This is a genomic window from Viscerimonas tarda (genome assembly GCF_054601255.1).
The window spans coordinates 17,627-38,923 of the sequence record NZ_BAAHWV010000031.1 but is presented as its reverse complement, the minus strand read 5'-3'; the positions used below and the strand labels follow the sequence as shown (position 1 = coordinate 38,923).

The 21,297-nt window shown below is 43.6% G+C and carries 21 protein-coding genes; 15 read left to right on the top strand and 6 right to left on the bottom strand.

Annotated features, from left to right (window positions below; translation table 11 throughout):
- Nucleotides 1–483 precede the first annotated feature (483 nt).
- From ACYPWY_RS12510 to ACYPWY_RS12490, 5 genes are all read left to right on the top strand, one after another.
- On the top strand, nt 484–1,068 hold the full coding sequence (locus ACYPWY_RS12510; protein ID WP_459685867.1) for a DUF1287 domain-containing protein: 585 nt from the start codon (nt 484–486) through the stop codon (nt 1,066–1,068).
- Between the two features lie 4 nt (nt 1,069–1,072).
- A complete protein-coding gene (locus ACYPWY_RS12505; protein ID WP_459685866.1) occupies nt 1,073–1,684 on the top strand; it encodes a hypothetical protein in 612 nt (203 codons plus the stop codon).
- Nucleotides 1,685–1,817: 133 nt separating this feature from the next.
- Nucleotides 1,818–2,945, top strand: a complete 1,128-nt coding sequence (locus tag ACYPWY_RS12500) for an AAA family ATPase (RefSeq protein WP_459685865.1) — start codon at nt 1,818–1,820, stop codon at nt 2,943–2,945.
- A gap of 9 nt (nt 2,946–2,954) precedes the next feature.
- Nucleotides 2,955–3,107 (top strand): hypothetical protein, encoded by a 153-nt coding sequence (locus tag ACYPWY_RS12495; protein WP_459685864.1) that lies wholly within the window; start codon nt 2,955–2,957, stop codon nt 3,105–3,107.
- Nucleotides 3,108–3,434: 327 nt separating this feature from the next.
- Complete coding sequence (locus ACYPWY_RS12490) at nt 3,435–4,769, top strand: hypothetical protein (protein WP_459685863.1); 1,335 nt, start codon at nt 3,435–3,437, stop codon at nt 4,767–4,769.
- A gap of 363 nt (nt 4,770–5,132) precedes the next feature.
- Here the strand turns inward: ACYPWY_RS12490 and ACYPWY_RS12485 are convergent, their stop codons facing one another.
- Complete coding sequence (locus ACYPWY_RS12485; protein ID WP_459685862.1) at nt 5,133–5,399, bottom strand: HU family DNA-binding protein; 267 nt, start codon at nt 5,397–5,399, stop codon at nt 5,133–5,135.
- Nucleotides 5,400–5,705: 306 nt separating this feature from the next.
- On the opposite strand from ACYPWY_RS12485, the gene ACYPWY_RS12480 reads away from it, so the two are divergent.
- From ACYPWY_RS12480 to ACYPWY_RS12445, 8 genes are all read left to right on the top strand, one after another.
- Complete coding sequence (locus ACYPWY_RS12480; protein WP_459685861.1) at nt 5,706–6,377, top strand: rhomboid family intramembrane serine protease; 672 nt, start codon at nt 5,706–5,708, stop codon at nt 6,375–6,377.
- The gene (locus ACYPWY_RS12475) at nt 6,361–7,242 is read left to right on the top strand and encodes a rhomboid family intramembrane serine protease (protein WP_459685860.1); all 882 of its coding nucleotides are present in this window, start codon (nt 6,361–6,363) and stop codon (nt 7,240–7,242) included. The genes ACYPWY_RS12480 and ACYPWY_RS12475 overlap by 17 nt, the downstream gene beginning before the upstream one ends.
- Nucleotides 7,226–8,344, top strand: a complete 1,119-nt coding sequence (locus ACYPWY_RS12470; RefSeq protein WP_459685859.1) for an endonuclease/exonuclease/phosphatase family protein — start codon at nt 7,226–7,228, stop codon at nt 8,342–8,344. Before ACYPWY_RS12475 ends, ACYPWY_RS12470 begins: the two co-directional genes overlap by 17 nt.
- Nucleotides 8,345–8,366: 22 nt before the next feature.
- Nucleotides 8,367–8,729: a 6-pyruvoyl trahydropterin synthase family protein gene (locus ACYPWY_RS12465; protein WP_459685858.1), complete on the top strand. Its 363-nt coding sequence runs from the start codon at nt 8,367–8,369 to the stop codon at nt 8,727–8,729.
- Nucleotides 8,710–9,291 (top strand): 7-carboxy-7-deazaguanine synthase QueE, encoded by a 582-nt coding sequence (locus tag ACYPWY_RS12460; RefSeq protein ID WP_459685857.1) that lies wholly within the window; start codon nt 8,710–8,712, stop codon nt 9,289–9,291. Before ACYPWY_RS12465 ends, ACYPWY_RS12460 begins: the two co-directional genes overlap by 20 nt.
- Complete coding sequence (locus tag ACYPWY_RS12455; RefSeq protein ID WP_459685856.1) at nt 9,291–10,205, top strand: ribonuclease Z; 915 nt, start codon at nt 9,291–9,293, stop codon at nt 10,203–10,205. The genes ACYPWY_RS12460 and ACYPWY_RS12455 overlap by 1 nt, the downstream gene beginning before the upstream one ends.
- A 60-nt stretch (nt 10,206–10,265) precedes the next feature.
- The gene (locus ACYPWY_RS12450; RefSeq protein WP_459685855.1) at nt 10,266–10,574 is read left to right on the top strand and encodes a T9SS type A sorting domain-containing protein; all 309 of its coding nucleotides are present in this window, start codon (nt 10,266–10,268) and stop codon (nt 10,572–10,574) included.
- 362 nt (nt 10,575–10,936) lie between these two features.
- Nucleotides 10,937–11,671: a lysophospholipid acyltransferase family protein gene (locus tag ACYPWY_RS12445; RefSeq protein WP_459685854.1), complete on the top strand. Its 735-nt coding sequence runs from the start codon at nt 10,937–10,939 to the stop codon at nt 11,669–11,671.
- A 40-nt stretch (nt 11,672–11,711) separates the two neighbouring features.
- Here ACYPWY_RS12445 and ACYPWY_RS12440 read toward each other — a convergent pair whose 3' ends face one another.
- Nucleotides 11,712–13,334, bottom strand: a complete 1,623-nt coding sequence (locus tag ACYPWY_RS12440; RefSeq protein WP_459685853.1) for a sulfatase-like hydrolase/transferase — start codon at nt 13,332–13,334, stop codon at nt 11,712–11,714.
- 263 nt (nt 13,335–13,597) lie between these two features.
- Between ACYPWY_RS12440 and ACYPWY_RS12435 the strand changes: the two genes are divergently transcribed.
- Nucleotides 13,598–16,186, top strand: coding sequence for a fimbrillin family protein (locus ACYPWY_RS12435; RefSeq protein ID WP_459685852.1), 2,589 nt, complete (start codon nt 13,598–13,600; stop codon nt 16,184–16,186).
- A gap of 344 nt (nt 16,187–16,530) precedes the next feature.
- On the opposite strand, the gene ACYPWY_RS12430 is transcribed toward ACYPWY_RS12435, so the two are convergent.
- The 3 genes from ACYPWY_RS12430 to mnmL all read right to left on the bottom strand — a co-directional run bounded on the left by ACYPWY_RS12430 (nt 16,531) and on the right by mnmL (nt 19,518).
- Nucleotides 16,531–17,673 carry an aldose epimerase family protein gene (locus ACYPWY_RS12430; protein WP_459685851.1) on the bottom strand — a complete coding sequence of 381 codons (1,143 nt, stop codon included), beginning with the start codon at nt 17,671–17,673 and terminating at the stop codon, nt 16,531–16,533.
- A 340-nt stretch (nt 17,674–18,013) separates the two neighbouring features.
- On the bottom strand, nt 18,014–18,586 hold the full coding sequence (locus ACYPWY_RS12425) for a pentapeptide repeat-containing protein (RefSeq protein WP_459685850.1): 573 nt from the start codon (nt 18,584–18,586) through the stop codon (nt 18,014–18,016).
- Nucleotides 18,583–19,518, bottom strand: a complete 936-nt coding sequence (mnmL, locus tag ACYPWY_RS12420) for a tRNA modification radical SAM protein MnmL/YtqA (protein ID WP_459685849.1) — start codon at nt 19,516–19,518, stop codon at nt 18,583–18,585. The genes ACYPWY_RS12425 and mnmL overlap by 4 nt, the downstream gene beginning before the upstream one ends.
- A gap of 229 nt (nt 19,519–19,747) precedes the next feature.
- On the opposite strand from mnmL, the gene dapA reads away from it, so the two are divergent.
- Nucleotides 19,748–20,641: a 4-hydroxy-tetrahydrodipicolinate synthase gene (gene dapA / locus ACYPWY_RS12415; protein ID WP_459685848.1), complete on the top strand. Its 894-nt coding sequence runs from the start codon at nt 19,748–19,750 to the stop codon at nt 20,639–20,641.
- Nucleotides 20,642–20,773: 132 nt separating this feature from the next.
- On the opposite strand, the gene ACYPWY_RS12410 is transcribed toward dapA, so the two are convergent.
- Nucleotides 20,774–20,920 (bottom strand): hypothetical protein, encoded by a 147-nt coding sequence (locus ACYPWY_RS12410; RefSeq protein WP_459685847.1) that lies wholly within the window; start codon nt 20,918–20,920, stop codon nt 20,774–20,776.
- Nucleotides 20,921–21,297 lie beyond the last annotated feature (377 nt).

Genomic DNA, 21,297 nt, shown 5'->3' with positions numbered 1-21,297 from the left:
AAGTTAAGCCCGATAGCGCCGATGGTACTGCACATGTGTGGGAGAGTAGGTAGCCGCCATTTTAAAAGGAGAACAGCCTCGCAGGGAATTGCGGGGCTGTTTTTTGGTTACCACCAGCCCCACCAACTTCCCCGCAGGGGAGGCTTTTGAAATCCCCCCTGCGGGGGATTTAGGCTAGGGCAAATGCATGAAAATCTTTAAGGCTGAAAGCCTTTGATAACCCAGCCCAACGCAGCGCGTTGGGTTAAGGGCGAGACATCCGTTGTCGGGCTGTAAGCCCAGCATAGAGATATGTTGCCCCTTTCAGGGCGCAAAATTGTATTGGCTATTTTTCCCAACGCGCTGCCTTGGGCTGGGTTATCAAAGGATTTCAGCCTTAGCCTGTTCAGACTTTTTCATTTTCCCTGGGATTTAGGGGGCTGTAATTGCAAATCCGCTAATTAATTCCTAGCTTTGCTGTATTCTTTATTCAATAATGCGACAATGAAAAGACTGTTATTCTATCTGGTTTTTCTTGCACTGACTGTTTCGACGCTGGTTGCGCAGGATGGTTTTTATCGCAGGCTGGCCGATTCTACTTTGGTATTGACGAGGCAGAGGGCGCTGTACGACCCCGGTTATTTCCGAATTTCGTATCCTAATGGCGATGTGCCTGCGAACAGGGGTGTTTGTACGGATGTGATTATCAGGGCTTACCGGAAATTGGGGATTGATTTGCAGAAGGAGGTTCACGAAGATATGAAAGCCCATTTTAGCAAGTACCCGAAAAATTGGGGGATGAAACGAACGGATAGCAATATCGACCACCGGCGTGTCCCTAATTTGATGACTTTTTTCTCCCGTAGTGGCACAGTGAAGAAAATAACGACCCAACCCAAAGACTATCAGCCGGGCGACATTGTTTGCTGGGATTTAGGCGGCGGCATTAATCACATTGGGTTGGTTGTTGATAAAAAATCGGCAGACGGCACACGCTATTTGGTTGTTCACAACATTGGGCGCGGGCAGGTTTTGGAGGATTGCCTGTTCCGGTTCGCCATCATTGGTCATTATCAATATAAAAAGTAACAGTATGAAAGTGATTATTTTAATTCTATTAGCCCTTTTTATTTTTGCAATATTTCTGAAAAAATCAAGAAAAAATACGAATGTTGTGCAAAAAACATTGCCGGACAACGAAATAGAAAATGACAAACTTATTGTTGTGAAAGAAGCCGATGAAAGTGTCTTAAAAAAAGTAATAAGTGATTTTTGCGAGACCTATAATGAAAACGGCTATGTCGTTTTACCTCGATTGACAAAAATGAGGGATAGAGAATATGCCATCACATTTCCGTATGATGTGGATTTCAGCACGCTTTGCTTCTTCGTCAATTACTTGGTGTATCCCATTGATATTGACTGGTTTTACCCCAATGTTTTAGCTTGGGCAACATTAAAACAAAAGGAAGATCAAGATATTCCACAACAATGCATGGGGAAAAAGGTTATGTTGTATGTTGCCGGCGATGATACAGACAGCGATAATGTTTTTTTGACAAATGAGGACAATATTAGTTTTGAAATAAGCTTTACTTTTAGAGCGAAAAATTACAAGCCGCTCAATTCGCTAAAGCGACCTTTTTCTTTGCCCACAACAGACAAGGACAGTTTGAGCGGAAAATTATCGGAAGACTTTAAGTAAAGTTGTGCCCCTGTAAGTTCAATTAGTAAGCGATTATTTTTTGCTATTTCAGAAAAAAGCCATATCTTCGCTGCACAAATTGCGTTACGCATTTTGCGTTACGCAAAATGCGAATTTCTAAAATCATAAAAATATGATACAAATAGAAAACCCTTTTTTAATAACAGGCTATCATTCACCCGATTATTTTTGCGACAGAGAGGTTGAAACAAAGAAAATTACCGATGCACTTATTAATGGACGAAATCTTACTTTGCTTTCGCCACGGCGAATTGGCAAAACAGGTTTGATAAAAAATGTATTTTATCATCTGCAAAAAAAGCGTGCTTGGCAAACGCTCTACGTTGATATTATGCCGACCGAAGATTTAAGCGGTTTCTTGAAGTTATTTATAAGCGCAATTGTTGAACAGGAACAACGCCAGTCGAAAAATTATCTGCAAAAAATTGCCGGCCTTTTGTCGGGAATACGCGCCAAACTATCGTTTAACCCCGTTACAAGCTCGCCCGAAATAGAGCTTGACTATGCCACGCGGCAGGAAAACGAAAAAAACTTGTCGCAACTATTTCATTATCTATCGCAACAAAATACGAATTATGCTGTTGCGCTTGACGAGTTTCAACAAATCACTTCGTATCCCGAAAAAGGTAATATTGAGGCATTGTTACGCTCTCATATTCAGCATTTAACCAATGTGCATTTTATTTTTTCGGGTAGCAACAGGCATCTTTTGTCGGCCATGTTTTCGGATTATGGACGGCCTTTTTACCAAAGCTCCGATTTCCTGTATCTTGAAAAAATCAATTTTGATACATATTGCAGTTTTATCTGTAAAAAATTTGCAGAGCGCGACAAAAATATTGGTCTGGAGTTAATACAAGAAGCTGTTGAATATTACCAAACTCACACGTTTTATGTGCAATATTTCTTCAACCGATTGTATGAAAATGGCGGTAAAAAAATAACAAGAGAAAACATTGAGCAAATTCATAGATTAATTTTGGAAGAGCGTGATTATATTTATTATAATTACCGTAATTTATTGACAAATAGTCAGTTTAATCTATTGAAAGCCATTGCAAAAGAAGGAGCGGTAAGTCAACCGAATGCATCAAATTTTTTAACCAGATATCAATTAAAGCAAGGAAGCTCTGTGAATCGTTCTATGAAATCGCTTATCGAAAAAGAGATGATTTTAGAAGATAAAGGCGTTTATTGCGTTTATGACGTATTTTTCTCAAAATGGCTTGCTAATATTTAAAAAAATCCAATGAAAAAAGCGTTACTCATTTTAAGCGCAATCGCACTAACCAGGCAAAACCAAGGCGTAGCAGAAATGCAGCATTTGAGGAAACAGAAAACTAATTTTGTAAATTTATTTGGCTGTTTTCCAAACATTTCTTACCTTTGCGGCGTAGATTAACAATTAGTAATATGGCAGTTTATCCTGAAAATATACCCGCTGTTATGCACTCTTATAATGCTCTGGTTCAGAGTGTTATAATCCTTGCGGGGGGGGGGTAAACACCTATATTTCAATGAGTTAGAGGGTGGTAAAACTTATATGCACAAGCCGTGCCGGATTCGTTCCGGCACGGCTTTCGTGTTGTTATACGCCGAAGAAACACAAAAACTCAATGCTTAAGTTTCTTGTTTCATAGCGATAAAATTAAACGAATATTTTATTTCATCGTCCTGTAAAATTTGACGAATAAATTTTAAACAATTTCTAAATTTAAATAATGTAAACATGAATTGGATTAACAAAAAATCAACGACACGGCTACAGAGCGGTTATAACCCGTACAAATTGTCGTACAGATGCGCACATTGCGGGGCGGTACAGCGGGCGGTTACTGTCTTCGCCTTTCTCTTCTTTCTCTTCTTTCTCTTTCTGCCCGCAACGGCGCACGCGCAAGGCGGTCTTGGCCCTAACGACAACTTCTCTATCAGCAACGGTCCGACTATATACGAAACGCTGGATGAAGCAGTTGCAGCCGTAGAAGACAACGGCACAATAACGATGCTGCAGGACGCAACCCTAAACGGAGGAGCTTCCCTATACCTTGTTAAAACCTATACGCTCGATTTCGACGGTAAGACCCTCTCCAACGGAAGCGTGAATATAATCAGCGGAAATGTAACGGTTAAAAACGGCGCCACTACTGGTGTCAACATTATCGTGTATTACGGCAGGCTAATTGTCGAAAGCGGCTCCTATAGCGGCGAAGACAACGCAATAACGTCTGCGTACGGCAAGGTTACGATTATCGACGGCAGCTTCTCCTGCACTAACGACACCGGCGACGGCTGTCTGTCTGTATCCAGCGACGCAGAAATAATACTTGCCTGCGGCTCCACCGTATCGCCTGCCACCGGTTGGCTTAACAGCGCAACATCCGTAACGGTAACGGCAGGAATCTGCACCGATTACGTCTTCTCCATCAGCAACAGCACGCTAAACTGCGAAACGCTGGAAGAAGCCGCCGACTACGTTGAACCAGAGGGAACAATAACGATGCATCAGAACGTAGCAGTATCAAGCGAAATCATATTGGACGACGCAAAAGCCTACACGATTGACTTCGACAGCCATCTGCTGACATCTACCAAGGTAAACGCCATATACATATCTGACGGAACGATTACGGTAAAAAATGGCAACGTTACCGGCGGGATTAGCCTGAGCGGCGGCGAGCTAATCGTCGAAAGTGGAACTTACACCGGCGGCGAAGAGGCGATATATTGCAGCGGCAACGGCAAGGCAACGCTCATCGCCGGCGCCTTCTCCTGCACAAGCGACTCTGGCGACGGCTGTCTCGTTACCAGCAGCGCGGGGGCAATTGAAATCGCGGACGGCTCAGCGGCCAATCCTGCGGATTGGGCAACAGTGTACGCAACGACGGTAACGGTAACCCGGACAAGCACCGGTATAGACAATATTACCAGCGCCAAAGCCATCGTTTCCGAAAGCTATTACGACCTGACCGGCAAACCGGCTTCGGCAACGGCAAAGGGCTTTGTCATCAAGCGCACCGTTTATGATGACGGCAGCGTTATAAACAGCAAGGCGCTGGTTAAGTAGCAAGTAGCTAAACAATTATAAGGCAAGCCGCCGCATGGTGTAGAAACTGTGCGGCGGCTTTGGCTTTACCGTTGCCCCCTGGCGCAAGTTGCAAACTTGCGCCAGGGGGTGTAAGTCATGTTTCTCCTGTTCCTGACAGAACAGGAGAAACATGATTCAAAATCTAATGTATCGTCATTATGAGGAGCGCAGGGGGCGAATAAAATTCTTTCTGTTTAGATTATGCCTGAAGACAGGGGTTTGCTGGTGAGCCAAAACCAAACCAAAGTGTTACAGGGAGGAATGAACGGGCGTTCAACAAAAAACAGAAAAAGACACATTCGTTTTTTCTGTTTTTTATGCTTATTGGCTTTTACTACTACATTATAGACCGGCCAAATCAGCTCCAGCTTTGAACTTAACCGCTTTCTTGGCAGGAATGTCAATAACTGCTTTAGTTCTGGGGTTAATCCCTTTTCTGGCGCTCTTTTCGGTTACAGAGTATGTTCCGAAACCAACCAAGGCAATTTTACCACCTTTTTTCAACTCTTCTGATACTGAATCAATAAAAGCATCTAATGCTTTCTTTGAATCCGCTTTAGTCAAACCCGACTTTTCTGCGATAGCGCTAACAAGATCCGCTTTGTTCATAATAGTAAATTGTAAATAATAAATTAAACATATATTTTTTTAGGGCATAGTAAGATAAGTGAAATGCTTCTCTGAACTATTTACCGCCAAATATAAAAGATAATTCGGTAAGTATCAAAAAAAAACGAAAAATAATAACGCTAAAAATTCAAATAGCAAGATAATAGGGCGCAAAAAAGAAAAATATCCGTATTTTTGCATGATTTTTAGAATATGCTCAAGTTTTTCGGGGAAAAAATTTCAGAATCACCGGGATGCATCATCAACTAAAATCTAAACAGTTTCTTTGCAACTAAAATTGAATATATGAATCAACAGGGCGGATTTTTGGGTTCCATTCCGGTAGTAACCAAAAATTTACTTATCATAAATGCTTTGTGCTGGCTGGTACAATATATTTTTCTCGGGAAAGGGATAGATATATCGGCTTACACCGGACTTCATTTCTTTTTGTCCGACAACTTTATGCCTCATCAGCTAATCACATACATGTTCATGCACGACCCGACCGGATTCACCCATGTTTTCTTTAACATGTTTGCCGTGTTTATGTTTGGACGGACACTCGAATCGGTTTGGGGAGCCAAGCGTTTTCTTACCTATTATATGATTACGGGGATTGGCGCCGGCTTAACTCAAGAATTGGTTTGGACATTCCAATTGTGGGACTACCTGTCCGATCCGGCTATCGGCACAGTCAGCTGGGTTACGGTTGGGGCATCGGGTAGCGTGTTCGGGATATTGTTGGCGTTTGGTATGTTATTCCCCAATGCCGAGCTGATTATGATACCTATTCCCATCCCCATAAAGGCCAAGTATTTTGTGATAGGTTATGGCTTAATCGAATTATTTTTAGGCTTCGCCAAGATGGCCGGAGATTCGGTCGCCCATTTTGCTCACTTGGGAGGTTTGTTTTTCGGGCTGATTGTGATATTGTATTGGAGACATAAAAACAAAACGAATGGCCGGTTTTATTGACAATCTGAAGTTGAGATTCAAAACAGGGGATATTTTGGTAAAGTTGCTCTTTATCAATGTCTTTGTTTTTATAGCGCTGGGCATACTGACCGTAACGGGCACGCTATTCAAATTGGATATGCCTGACATCCGCTATTGGGTGGGGGTTCCGGCAAGCACATCCGGCTTGCTTTCGCACCCCTGGACGCTGCTGACATACATGTTTGTCCATGCCGGTTTTTTCCATATCTTTTTCAATATGCTTCTATTGTATTGGTTTGGAAAAATATTCCTGACGAATTTCAGCCAGAAAAATATGGGCGGGCTGTATATTTTGGGCGGATTGGCCGGTGCAGCCTTGTACATCCTGGCCTTCAATACCATCCCCTATTACCGCGAAATGCCCCATTCGCTTATGATTGGCGCATCGGCATCTGTTATGGCCATCATTCTTGCATCGGCATTTTACCGGCCTCAGCAAGAATTGATGTTGTTGTTTCTGGGGCGGATAAAAATTGTATATATTGCCATTTTTATATTTATACTCGATTTTCTGGAACTTGGCAGCTCCGATAATCCGGGCGGGCATATCGCTCATATCGGCGGCGCCATATTGGGCTATGTTTTTGCCAGGGAATACCTGAAAGGAAGAGACATCACCGGATGGCTGAATCGTATAATCGACCGGATATTTAATTTGTTTAAGCCCGGGCCGAAAAAGATGAAAGTTAAATACCGAAAGCAGGAAACCGATCAGGAGTATAACCAGCGAAAACATCAGGAGACAGAGAATATTGACAAAATTCTGGATAAGATAAAAGCTTCCGGCTACAGTAGTTTAACAAGTGAAGAAAAAAAACGGTTGTTTGATGCCAGTAACAAGTAAAATAAATATTGCCAGATTTAGCGGATACATTGTTTTTGCAGCCAATGTAGTTGCCATGCTGTTTTTGTTTATGGCCTGTCTTTCGTGGTATGTATCGCCCGAAAAAATGATTGTGTTTGCTTATGCAGGACTTGCTTTTCCGTTTATTCTTGCCATCAATGTGGCATTTGTTGTTTTTTGGCTGATTTGCCGGAAGTGGCGTTTCCTGTTGGTTGCTGTGGCAGCGCTTTTGCTGTGCATAAAGCCTGTTACTACCTATTTCCCGCTGAATGTGGGTAAAAAAGAGTTTCCCGAGGGTAGCATTAAGTTTCTGTCGTACAATGTTATGGCGTTTAAGTGGCACGAAGACCTGAATAAACCGAACGAAGATAATCAGGTGATTGAATATATCCGCAACAGTGGAGCCGATATAGTTTGCATTCAGGAATATGTGGCATTGAAAAACCTGAGCAAGGCCAATATGAAGAATATACACAAACGGCTGAAAAATTATCCATACTATTCGGTAGTGAATCTCCGACCGGAAGAAAAAGCTTATACATACGGCGTTGCCTGTTTTTCTAAATATCCGATAATCAGCAGCAAAGATATTCCCTACGAATCGGACAATGGTTCGGCCTTATTCAAGTTAAATATCAATGGAAAGATTATTGCAGTAGTGAATAACCACCTGGAAAGTAACGGACTGACCGAAGAAGACAGAGAATTGTACAACAAATTCCTGAAAGAGACATCCAGCGTTAAAATTGATGACATAGCCAATAATATCAGGCAAAGATTGGGACATGCTTTCAGGAAAAGAGCTTCTCAGGCCGAAACGCTGGAAGCCTGCATCAAGGAACAAGATGCGGACGGAATGATTGTGTGCGGTGATTTTAACGACACCCCCATATCGTATGCATACCACAAGCTGAAAGGTGATTTGATTGATTCGTATGTAGAAAATGAATTTGGCCCACGAATTACATACCACGAAAACCATTTCTGGTTCAAGATTGATTTTATCCTGCACTCTTCAAACATCAAGTCGTATAATTGTACGATTGATAAAGTGAAATACTCGGATCATTATCCGGTATGGGCCTACCTGAAAATTGAATAATCACAGCATACAAAACAAAACTATGTATAAGATAAGTAAACAGTTTGCTTTTTCGGCCTCACATATACTAAACGGCTTACCGGATGGGCACCCATGCGCCAGGCTTCACGGGCACAATTACATTGTAATCCTGCACCTTCGGTCGGAAACATTGAACGATGTGGGCTTTGTAACCGATTACCGCGATTTGGACTTTGTGAAAGACTACATTGATACAACCCTCGATCACAGGCACTTGAACGATGTTTTCGGTTTCAATCCCAGCGCCGAAAATATGGCGGAATATTTGTTTCATCTATTCAGTGGTAAACTACCCCGGTTGTATGCCGTGGAAGTATCCGAAACGCCTAAAACATCGGCCAGATATGAAGTTGATTGTAAATGAGTTGTTTTACTCATTGCAGGGTGAAGGCGCTCGCACAGGCCAACCCTCCATCTTTATCCGGTTGGCAAAATGCAATCTGTCCTGTGCATTCTGCGATACCGATTTTTCTGCGGGCAAAGATATGGATGTCGGCGAAATACTGGACGAAATAAAGCCCTATCCCTGTAAATGGATTATATGGACGGGCGGCGAACCAACAATACAATTGACAAACGACCATCTCGAAGTCTTTAAAAATGCAGGATACAAACAGGCTATCGAAACAAATGGCAGCTTGCCGGTACCCTCATTCATTGATTATATTTCGTGCAGTCCGAAGGAAAATTACGAGGATGTGAGGAAAATAATACCCCGGGTAAATGAGATAAGGATTCCGCTGCAAAAAGGAGATGCCTTGCCCGATATTTCGCTATTGCCGCCCGCCGGTAACTATTTTCTGAGTCCCATTTTTGATGGCGACAAATTAAACAGGGAGAACGTCGATTACTGTGTCGATTTAATTAAATCGCATCCGCAATGGTCGCTTAGTTTACAGATTCATAAACTGATACATATAGCATAATGCAACGCTTCGATGTTCATATATTGGGCTGCGGGTCGGCCCTGCCGACCATGAAACATTACCCCTCCTCTCAGGTTATCGACATCCGCGATAAACTGTTTATGATTGATTGTGGCGAAGGCGCTCAATTGCAATTTCGCAAAAACCGGCTGCGCTTCAATCGGCTCAATCACATTTTCATCTCCCACCTGCATGGCGATCATTGTTTTGGCCTGATAGGATTAATCTCGACCCTGGCGCTTTTGGGGCGGACAGGCAATTTATTTATCCATGCCGTACCCGATACCGAAATGATTCTGCGCCCTCAACTCGATTATTTTTGCCGCGATTTGCCTTTCGAGGTCAAAATAGAGGAGTTTAATCCCCAAAAAGCAGAAGTTATATACCACGACCGCTCGGTGAAGGTAACTGCAATTCCGCTCAATCACCGTGTTCCATGCGCCGGTTTTTTGTTTCAGGAGCAGGAAGGCGACAGGCACATTATTGGAGACATGATTAAATTTTATGACATCCCCCTCAAAGAAGTGGCCGCCATAAAAAAAGGAGCCGGTTATACAACACCCGATGGCCTGAAAATTCCGAACGACCGCCTGACAAAACCTGCCGATCCGGCCCGCAGCTACGCCTATTGCTCCGATACGGCATATAGCGAGGCCATTGTTCCCCTTATCGAAGGGGTTGATTTGCTCTACCACGAAGCCACCTTTTCGGACGAAGATGCCATAAAGGCCAGGATGACGGGGCATTCTACGGCAAAAGGCGCTGCCAAAATAGCGCAACTGGCTAATGTAAAGAAACTTATGCTCGGCCATTTCTCCTCGCGATACGAAGATTATGAACCCTTATTGAATGAAGCTCGCCAAATTTTTCCGAATACAATGCTGGCAAACGAAAATATGTGCGAAAAATTATAAGAAAAGTAGTAATTATTCCAAAAAAGTATTATATTTGCAGTTGTAAGAGATTGGCAAATTATGAAGTCATTAAAAATTATACTCATATTTTTACTCTTAGGAGTTTCCATTTCAGGCTTTTCCCAAAGCCCGGACAGAAATTCTGTTGCCGATTCTGACAAGCAAAGCGTAGAACTTACCATCAACAACGAAAAGGTTTTGGTAACTACAACAACCCTGAATACGAAAGTCGAAATCTTCAGTATTATCGGTTCTAAGGTTTTAAGCGCAAATATCAAGTCAGGCCTCTGCGAAAGCGTAATAACACTACCCAAAGGTTATTATATTTTGAAGATTGACGGCGCTACCCGCAAGATAGCGGTAAAATAAGCAAATCATTTTTGAGTAAATTGTACGCATTCTTTTTAAAGAAGAGTGTTGTGCGGGCGCCTGTTTCGGGCATTTTCTTGTTTGTGGCGCTGCCCACGTTAATAATGGATCACCAGCAAACCCCTGTGTTTAGTCCTCAAAATCATAGCCCATCGGGCTTACATATCAATAGAAAAATGGAATTACAATCTGCCATTTTTCCCCGTAGGGGATACACGAATACTGAGCTGAATGTCTTACGGACAATATATGCAGGGGATTTAGCCTGCTTTCTCGTCCACAAACACTAAAGTTTTGGAGGCGTATAGCAATTTTGAAGCAAAAATTGTATTTTTGTACGGTCAATTATTATTTTTGCTTCGATGAGAAAGTTTTTAATGATTATCTATCAGTTCCTTATCTTCCTGCCGGTAATGGTTCCGGCTACCATATTGGTCGCCCTGATGGTTATGATAGGATGCAGTATCGGGAATAAAAGTTTTTGGGGTTGTAAAATTCCAAGGTATTGGGCGAAACTGGCTTGCAGGGTGGCTTTATGCAGTATAACGGTGAGGGGAGCTGAAAAACTCGACCCAAAGGCTTCCTATATTTTCACGCCGAACCATCAAAGCGCTTTCGACATATTTCTTGTATATGGCTACCTCAATCACAATATTAAATGGGTGCAAAAACACGAACTTCGCAAGTTACCGTTTATAGGCAAGGCATCGGAAATCGCCGGACATATATTTGTCAATCAGTCGAGCTTGAAGTCGATGAAAGAGACGATTACCAAGGCTAAACAAGAGCTGAAAAAAGGCGACTCCTTGACCATCTTCCCCGAAGGATCGAGAACGCACACCGGCCAGATGGGCAAATTTAAAAAGGGCGCTTTTATCATCGCGCAGCAAATGAAACTCCCCATCGTCCCCATTACGCTGAATGGGCCTTACAACGTGATGAAAATACATACCTACCTCATCAATCCGGGCAAGCTGGAACTCATTATCCACGACCCGATTCCCACCGAAAATTTATCGGAAGAAGATATATCCCAATTGCTGGAAGAAGCAAGGGAAGCCGTTTATTCGTCTCTTTGGGAGAGTTATAAGAATTAGTTAATTATGCCCCTTGAGGTTTCGACCCTTATTCGCATAACTAATGTCCCTTTAATTCCTCATACGGAATATCGCCCACCCATCGTTGACCGGGCTCGAAACGAGCCGAAAAAATGCTGCGTGAATCTTCGTAATCGGGGTAGGTCAATCCGGCCAAATCGGATACGGAGAAGACGAAATCGGCAATGGAGTAGGGGCGGTTGACATCGAAAACAAGGTCGGGGCGTTTTTCCTTAAAATCTTCCGACATCCAAACCAAAAAAGGAATTTCGCACATTGCTGCCGACACCTTTTCGTAGGCATGGCCTGCAAATTTGCGGAAATCGTACAATTCTTCGCCATGGTCCGAAAAGTAAACCATCGCCGAATTTTCGTTCCCTTTCCGGTTCAGCAAGTCGATAATGCTGGCTATTATGTAATCGTTGTAGGCCACCGAGTTGTCGTATTGGTCGATGGTTGTTTTTGCCTCTTCGTTTATATAACCGGCATCTTTGATGAATCGGTCTTTCTGGTGGTCGAACAGGTTGAACGCAGGCGAATACCTGAATTTGTAGGCCATGTGGTTCCCTATCAGGTGAATGACTATCAGCTTGTTCCTGCTGCTGTCTTTTTCGAGGATTTGACCGACCGCAGGCAATACCACCTCGTCGTTACGTTTCTGTGTCGAGAGGTCGGATTGGCGCTTGGCGAGTTTCAGCAGCACATCGTAGCTTGTGCCGAACTTTTTACCGAAGGCCTGGTTGCTGATGAAATAGGTGTCGTATCCGGCACGGTTGAACAGTTCAAACAACGAAGGTTTTTCGATGAAATATTCGGGGTGGTACTTATCCGATAAAGTAAGTACCGAACGGATAACCGGTATTGTATGTACTTGGGGCGAAACCACATCGGCATACACAAAAATACTGTCGGCTTTTGCTGTCAGCCTCGGGTTGGTTTCTCGTCCGTAACCATAAAGTTGCATGTGGCGGCGGGTGAGCGATTCGCCGATAACCACCACCAGTGTTTGAGCTTGTGTGTCGGCAGCATCCATTTTTACCTCATAATCAAGGTTCTGCCGGTTTACAATGCCTTTATTCTCATTATAAAGACGCATTTTATACGACACAAACTGGTGATAGAAATTAATAAAATAGACCGATTGAGACAATCTCGAAATAAAAACAATGCAGAGTATGGCAACCAACGAACCGGCGAATAGAACTGTGTGTTTTCGGATGGGTAAAGGACGGTACGAACGCATCCTCAATATCATTACAACGGGCAATATAACGTAAAGAATCACCCCGCCGGCAACCCATACATTGAAGTAGTTCATCACAAATTCCTTGCTTTCCTCGGGATTTGTTTCAAAGAGGCTGGTGATGCTGTTTGTCTCGAGCAGCACGCGGGCAAAGAGCAGATAGCCCAGGAACATGGCGCCCGGTATCATCGAAAATACCAGCAAAACGGTGTAAACTGCTTTTTCGGCTTTTGGCGAAAGAAAAAACGAAAACAAGCTTATTCCAACAAACAGCAAGGTGTTAATAACCAATATATAAGCCGATTCGCTAAACGGAATATTCTGCGCCAAAGGAGTGAGTAACGGCAAAATCAGCAGCACGTAAAACAAAAAGAATATCTGCAGTTTTTTCCGGTTTAATAGTTGTACAATATGCTCCATCTATGATTTTATCGAATTTTAGTTTTGTTGTTTTCAGGGTTCCTGAAAAGGATAAAGCAAATATAAACTATTTTTGATTACGATTAAAGTATTTGGGCCGAAAGTTTCAGGTTTTAAGCAGCGATGCAAAATTTGGTGCGTCTGTTTTTTTGCTATGTCTGAAAAAATAACCCTAAAATATTATGTAAGAAATTTGAATTTTAAAGAACTTATCTATAACATTGTTATACTAATAGCATAGCAAACTTCTAACACCCAACAATATGAAAACATTCAAACTTTTTAGTGCAGTAAAATTGATGTTATTGGCAGTCGTAATACTTTTGCCTGCTTGTTCGCAGGACGAAGATTTGTATTCGGGTGATGATCGAACTCCCGTTAGTTTTGTTACGCAAATCACCGTTGATAATGTATCCCGCACTCGCACAACGGCCCAAGGAAACCAATGGTTGGCAGACGATTCCATTGGTATTTACATGATAGCTGCCGGTGGTACTATCAGCAGCAGTCTGGCTGCAAACAGCGAATATCATGCAGTAACCGGAAACAGCTCAACATCCAATTTTGAACCGGCTAACGATAATGCAACAATCTATTATCCCCAATCGGGTAATGTAGATTTTGTGGCTTATTACCCTTATAGTGAGTCAATTACCAATTTCAGCTATCCGGTAAACGTGTCGCTGCAAAGCAATCCGGCGGCTATTGATTTGCTTTACAGCAACAATGTGAAAAACAAGGCTAAAAGCCAAACCGAACCGGCTACCCTGCAATTCACCCACCGTCTGAGCAAGTTGATTCTTAATGTGGTGAAAGGCAATGGCATGGCGGCAGCAGATTTCAGTTCGGCAACAGCGTCCATTGCCGGAATGCCTGCTACGGCTCAATTTGCCCTCTCCGATGCCACGCTTAGCGGGAAAACCCTCTCAACAGCATTTGCGGCGCTCAAAGTAGCAACAGAAACAGGTTCCGATGCATCGTTTGAGGCCATATTGATACCACAGGCCGCTGGTGAATTTGCCAACCGCAAAGTAACATTCAACATTGGCGGCGAGCTTTATGTGTGGAGCATACCCGATAATGCTGTTTTTGAGCAAGGCAAACAACATATCTATACCATTACCGTCAACGAAACAGCGACAAGCGGTGCGGGAACAATTAATCCATGGGACGATGGCGCTCCATCGCAAAGCGGCGAAGCATCTGCCGCCGGCGCCACATTGTTATTGGACGGCCTTGCAACAGGCACAACCATTAAAGTGAACTTTACCGATGGGACAAATAACAGCTACGCGTTACCGACAGATGGCACGATTAGCTTTGTAGCTCCCTATGTAACAAAAACCATTCGCAGTATTCAACTTAACGGTGGAAGTCCTGTACTGGTCGGTCGCAAAGCCAGCGAACGGATACGGTTAAAATTCTTCGGCGGCAACCTGGTTTTCCGCGATACCAATTCGGCAGGCAATATACCCATTGGCAGTTACGCCGAGTTTCAGTTGATAAACACCGATGCCACTACACTGGACGGACACTACGAACTGGAAGCCGACCTTGATTTGCTGGAGGAAGAATGGACGCCGGTGGGAAAGCCCTCCGCCTCTTTTACGGGAGTGTTTGATGGTAATGGATTTGGTCTTAGCCGATTGAAAATAACGGGGAATAATAATTATGTCGGTTTATTTGGAATTATTGATGGCGAAATCAGTAATGTATCAATAACATCAGGTTCGATAGTAGCTAATAGCTTCGTTGGCAGTATTTGCGGATTAAGCTCTCAGAATGGAATAATTAAGTTTTGCCAAAATGAAGCAACACTCCAATTTGCCGAAGGTGGAGGCGGAATATGCGGAGCGAGCGGAGGCCTTATTACAAATTGCAGTAATAAAGGTAGTATCGCAGGAACTGCTGCTGTTGGCGGAATATGTGGAGCTAATAGTGGAGACGTTATAGATAGCAGCAATTTCGGAATAGTAACCTGTACAAACGGAGCAGGAGCATCGCAGGCAGGCGGTATTTGTGGAGGTAGTAGCTCGACTATTTCGGGATGCTATAACGCTGCAGCCGTAGCTCCTTTACCCGGAGTGTGTGGATATAATAACAAGGGAACAATTGAAAATTGCTATAATACCGCATCGGCAGGAGTGGGTATTTGTAGAACTAACACGAATGGAGGGATGATTAAACATTGCTACAATACGGCCGGTAATGTTAAAGCCGGTATATGTGAAATAAATGACAGTAGAATATGGAATTGTTATAATAAGGGAAATATTACCTCAACATCTGCCGCCGGTATCTGTAGTAGTAATAACTCGGGAATGATTATAGCCTGCTATAACTCAGGTAATTTTAGTGGCGGATCTTCTTTCGGTATTGTTACTCGTTCATCAGGTGTTGTTATAGCTTGTTATAATACAGGCTCTTTATCGGGTAGCGGTATCTGTGGTGTAAATGGAGAATACATGGGTAGTATAGGCGGTGTTCCGACAGCGAAAGTTGGATATATTGTTGCTTGTTACAATACGGGAACCGTATCGGGAGCTGCAATATGCGGTGAAAATTTGGTTTATTCCCATATCACCGATTGCTACTGGGCTAATGCAACTACAGACATAGCCGGTGGCGCTGGAACTAGCGCCAATGTTTATGCATTTGGTAATGGTACAGCCAATACAGGATGGCCAACAGGGGCGGACATTTCGTTGACATGGCCAAACGGTATGTCTCAAAGCCGGAAAGATATGATTATCAACGGATGGAAACTACAAACCAACGCCGGCTATTGGAAAACCCTGGGCAGCTGGAACAACGGCAATCCGGTATATCCCAAGTTGTATTGGGAAGACTAATGTGTTTGTCAGAACTGTGATTTTAATGTGATTAAAAATGATTATTTCTTGTTCATCAGAAAGCAGGAGGTAACCCTTTGTTAATCATGGACATTAGCCACGGGTATAATCTCGTAGTGATAACGCAGACTTTTGATTGTTTATTTTCAGGCATTTGCTCTGGGGTATAGCGGCTACAGGCTAGGCTTTTTGTTATAGCAAATTCGTTATCGGCAGGATTTTCGCAGATCTCATATTATAGTATCTGAACAAAAACGCAGATTATTAATTATTTTAATAATCTGCGTCATCTGCGTGCTGAACTCTTATTCGACGGCCTCTCCTGTCATTATAAGGTTTTCCCGTTATTTCTTCACCGAAAATTTAAAGATAGTTTCGCTGCTGTATTTTTCTCCGGGGCGAAGTTCGGCTGATGGCCAATCTTTTTTGTTGGGGGTATCGGGGTATTTTTGCGTTTCGAGGCATACGCTTGCCCGTTGGTTATAAACAATTCCCTTTTTGCCGGTTACTGTGCCGTCGAGGAAGTTGCCGGTATAGACCTGAATACCCGGCTCGGTTGTATAAACATCCAGAACGATGCCTGTCTTGGTCGATTCGAGGGTTGCTGCTACTTTCGACAGGTCGCCTCCCGTATTGAGCGCCCAGTTGTGGTCGTAGCCATTTCCGTTTTTCAACTGGATAAAGTCGTAGTTGTTGATTCGGCTGCCTACTGTTGTTGGCGTGCGGAAATCCATGTCGGTGCCTTCCACCCTAAGAATCTCGCCGGTAGTCATAAATGTAGAATCGACAGGTGTATATTCGTCTGCGGCAACAGTCAGCAGATAATCGGAATTGTTGTTGCTGGCGTCTCCATCCAAGTTGAAGTACGAATGGTTGGTCATGTTTATAATTGTCGGCTTGTCGGTTTCCGCTTCGTATTTCAGGTCGATGGCGTTATCGTCTGTTAATGTGAACAGTACCTTACAGGTTATATTGCCGGGGAACCCTTCTTCGCCATCTTTTGCCGTGTAAGTAAGTTCCAGACTTTTGTCGTCAATCTGATTGGCATCGAAAACCACGTATTGGAATCCTTTAGGTCCGCCGTGCAGGGTATGTCCGAAGTTGTTTGTCGGAAGTGTGTATTCTGTTTCATCCAGCACAAATTTTCCGTTGGCGATGCGGTTGGCATAGCGTCCGATTGTAGCGCCGAAATCGCTGGGAACATTTACATAATCCTGAACAGAATCGAATCCAAGAACGATGTCTTTCAGCTCCCCGTCCTTATCGGGAACCAAAATTGATACAATACGTCCGCCAAAATTTGTAATGCAAACTTCCACGCCATTGGTATTTTTCAACACATAAAGCCCGGTCTTTTTCCCATCAATCTGAGTCTCAAAATTTTCCTTTTTCAATCCGGACAGCGTAAGGGTTTCCGGTTGTTTTTTTTCGGTACAGCCCGCTACAACGAAGGCCGACAACACAAATGCAATAATTGTTTTTCTCATGGATTTTTTATTTAACTATTAGAATCGCAAATATACAAAAAAACAATAATGTAGCAATAAAAAAAAGCCCCCTAAATCAGGACAAACACATGAAAAATTTAGTACTACTGTTACGGATGAGATTCCTCCCTAAGCCCCCCACCCCCCGTAGGGGGGATTTCAAAAGCCTCTCTGCTGGCACAGCCTTGCAGCCTGTGCCAACGACAAATAATTGATGTACAACAGCACAGAGAAAGGTACGGACTGCAAGTCTGCGCCAGCCCTTAAAAAAACAATAATGTGCTAATCCCCGTAGGGGAGTTCAAAAGCCTCCCCCACGGGGAGGTTTGGAGGGGCTTTTTTATTCAATCACAATATCGTATCTCGCCAATAATCCCGACAGGCCGGTTATGGAGAATCGCGCTTGTTTCAGGTTGTTCTCGGCAGGGTCTATGATGTAGGAATAGGCGGTTGTGAGGTTGGCTTTGCAGAGTTTGGTTCGTCCGAAAACGGCATCGGTCAGGTCGGTGCGGATAAATTCGGATGAACTGAGGTCGGCATTGCTGAAGTCGGCGCCTTTCATCGAACAGTCGATAAAGGGTGTTTTGGGCATTTTTAGTTTCTCGAAAGAGGCATAGTCGAGAATGCATTTTTTGAACTTTACATCGAACAAAAATGCCGACACCCCGCTAAAATTGCATCCCAACAGTTTGCAGTTATCGAAACTCACATTCGACAGTTGGGTTTCGGCAAAACGGGACATTGACAGGTTGCAATCCACCAGTTCGCAGTCCACAAAACGGCCTCCATTCAGTACTATTCCCGATAAGTTGCACTTGACAAGCCGGCAATATTCAAATACGGCATTACTTATATCCTGGGCGATGAATGTCCTGTTCTCAAAAACTTCTTCTTCGTGATACGATTCTTTCATTGTTCTGTGCTTTTGGTGTATAACCGGCCTTGCCAGGTGTTTCTTTCCCCGAAGCGTTTGATTACTTTGGCTGTAAATTCATGGTTTTTCAGTCCCCAGTCCGGCGCAATCAACAACGATTTGGGCGATTGCGACACAAAACGTTCGATGACAAACCCGGGGTTCAATCTCTCGGCAAAGTCCACACACACATCTATGTATTCATCCACATCGAATAAATGGAACAGTTCGGGGTTTTCGGCAAATTGTTTTGCCATCACGGTTCCCTTTATCAGTTGCAGTTGGTGCAGCTTGATGGTTGTCAATGGCAGTTCCGACAAGCGGGCGGCATGAGCCACTATTTGCTCCTTCGATTCGCCGGGCAATCCCAGTATGATGTGGGCTCCGGTGTAAATCCCTCTTTCGTGTGTGCGTTTGACGGTTTCAACGCTTTCGGCGTAGCTGTGCCCGCGATTGATGGCTTCGAGTGTTGAATCGAGCGTCGATTCAATGCCATATTCTATCAGCAGGAATGTTTTGTCTTTCAAACGGGCAAAATAATCCAGCAGCTCACCGGGCATACAATCGGGACGCGTTCCTACGATTAATCCCACTACATCAGGAAAAGCCAGCGCCTCCTCGTATTTGGCGATAAGCGATTCCAGCCGGTCGTAGGTATTGGTATAAGACTGAAAATAGGCCAGGTATTTCATCGCCGGATATTTGCGGGAGAAAAAATTTATGCCATCGCTTAGTTGTTGCCCGACCGAAAGTTGATTGTCGCCATAGCCCGGGCTAAAACTTTGATTGTTGCAATAGCTACATCCGCCGCTACCTTTCAATCCATCCCTGTTGGGGCACGTAAAACCGGCATTCACCGATATTTTCTGCACTTTGAACGGAAATTGCCGCGCAAGAAAGTCCCCGAAATCGTTGTATGGTTTGATAGGCATTGGCATAAACTAATTCAGGGCAAAGATACAAACAAATATGCCAATATACCAATGTGAATAATGTAGGGTCGTGGCGTGCCACGACCACTTTTATATCTGTCATTGCAGGCTCCGACCCGCAATCTCCTAAATTATTCACATTATTCCCATGGCACATTTTTTTTCACTATTAGCTTTTCACTTTTCACTTATTTATTTACCTTTGCATCCAGTTCAAACATCTGTTTTTATGGCCAAATTGAATCTAAGGGGGTTGGGAGTAGCGTTGGTAACTCCTTTCAAGGAGAATGAGAGTGTTGATTACGATGCCCTTAGCAAACTTATCGACTATCAGATTCAAAATGGGACAGATTATATCGTTGCTTTAGGAACCACAGCCGAAACGCCGACTTTGAGCGCTGACGAAAAAGTAAAAATAATCAGGCTTGTCGTAAAGCGTGTGCGCGGAAGTCTTCCCATTGTTTTGGGCCTTGGCGGAAATAATACAAATGCTATTGTTGAACAGCTGAAAACCGACGATTTCGGAGGGATAGATGCGATTTTATCGGTTACTCCCTACTACAATAAACCTACTCAAGAGGGGCTTTACCGTCATTATAAGGCTATTGCCGAAGCTTCACCGATTCCGGTAATTCTGTACAATGTGCCCGGACGAACGGGGGTGAACATGACTGCCGAAACAACTTTACGCATTGCCAACGAATTGGAGAACGTGATTGCCGTAAAAGAAGCATCGGGCAATATAGATCAAATAGAAGATATTATCAAGCAAAAACCGGCCAACTTCGATGTGATTTCGGGGGATGACGGACTTGCTTTTCCGCTTATAAAATTGGGCGCCATCGGAGTTATCTCGGTGATTGCGAACGTTTTTCCAAAAGAATTTGGAAACATGGTGCGCTTGGCTCTTGAGGGCGACCACGCCAATGCACAGACTATTCACACTAGTTTTTGCGAATTGGTTAAGCTGCTTTTTGTTGATGGCAGTCCTGCCGGCATAAAAAGCGCGCTCAACATCATGGGGTATGCCGAAAACGTATTGCGCCTGCCTCTTGTCCCCGCACATCCAACCACATTTGAGAAGATAAATAGCGTACTGGCCGATTTGAATAGCAAACGCTGATTTATCGGGTTTTACAGTAAAGTTTTTTAACCACAGAGTTACACGGAGTATTTTTTTTAGCGCTTATACCTTTCGGTAAAATTGCTGATATGAGCAGGGATTTGACTACGTCTATTTCCAATTCTCGCTACGCTACCAATGACAGTCTCCTTTTTGGGAGAGGGGATGAGGAAGTGGCGGCGAAGCCGCCACTTCCTCATCCCTTAAACCACCAACAGGTGAGTCATTCCGACCAAAGGGAGGAATCTCATTCGTAATAGTAGTACTAAATTTTTTCATGCGCTTGCCCTGGGAGCCGGGGGTGAGGAATGCTCGTAGCGTGCCGCGACCATTGATAACGAATTGACCCACACCCCAACTGTCATTGCAGGCCGCGACCAGCAATCTCCTGAGCGCGAGACATCCCATGCTACGAAATGGCTGTGTATGGCGGTCGCGGCACGCTACGACCCTACCACCTTGAATTCGTAAGTAAAGGCGCGATTAATCGCGCCCCTACAACTTTGAACCTGATACTTTGAAAACTTTTTCCCGACTTATTATAGTAATAATTAAATTAAATCGTTAAATTTGCGAGCAGCGTATTTTTTAGCTGTTTGATGGAACAGATAAGATACAAGAAGCCACTTTGTTGGCTGCACATCCGCTAATATTCC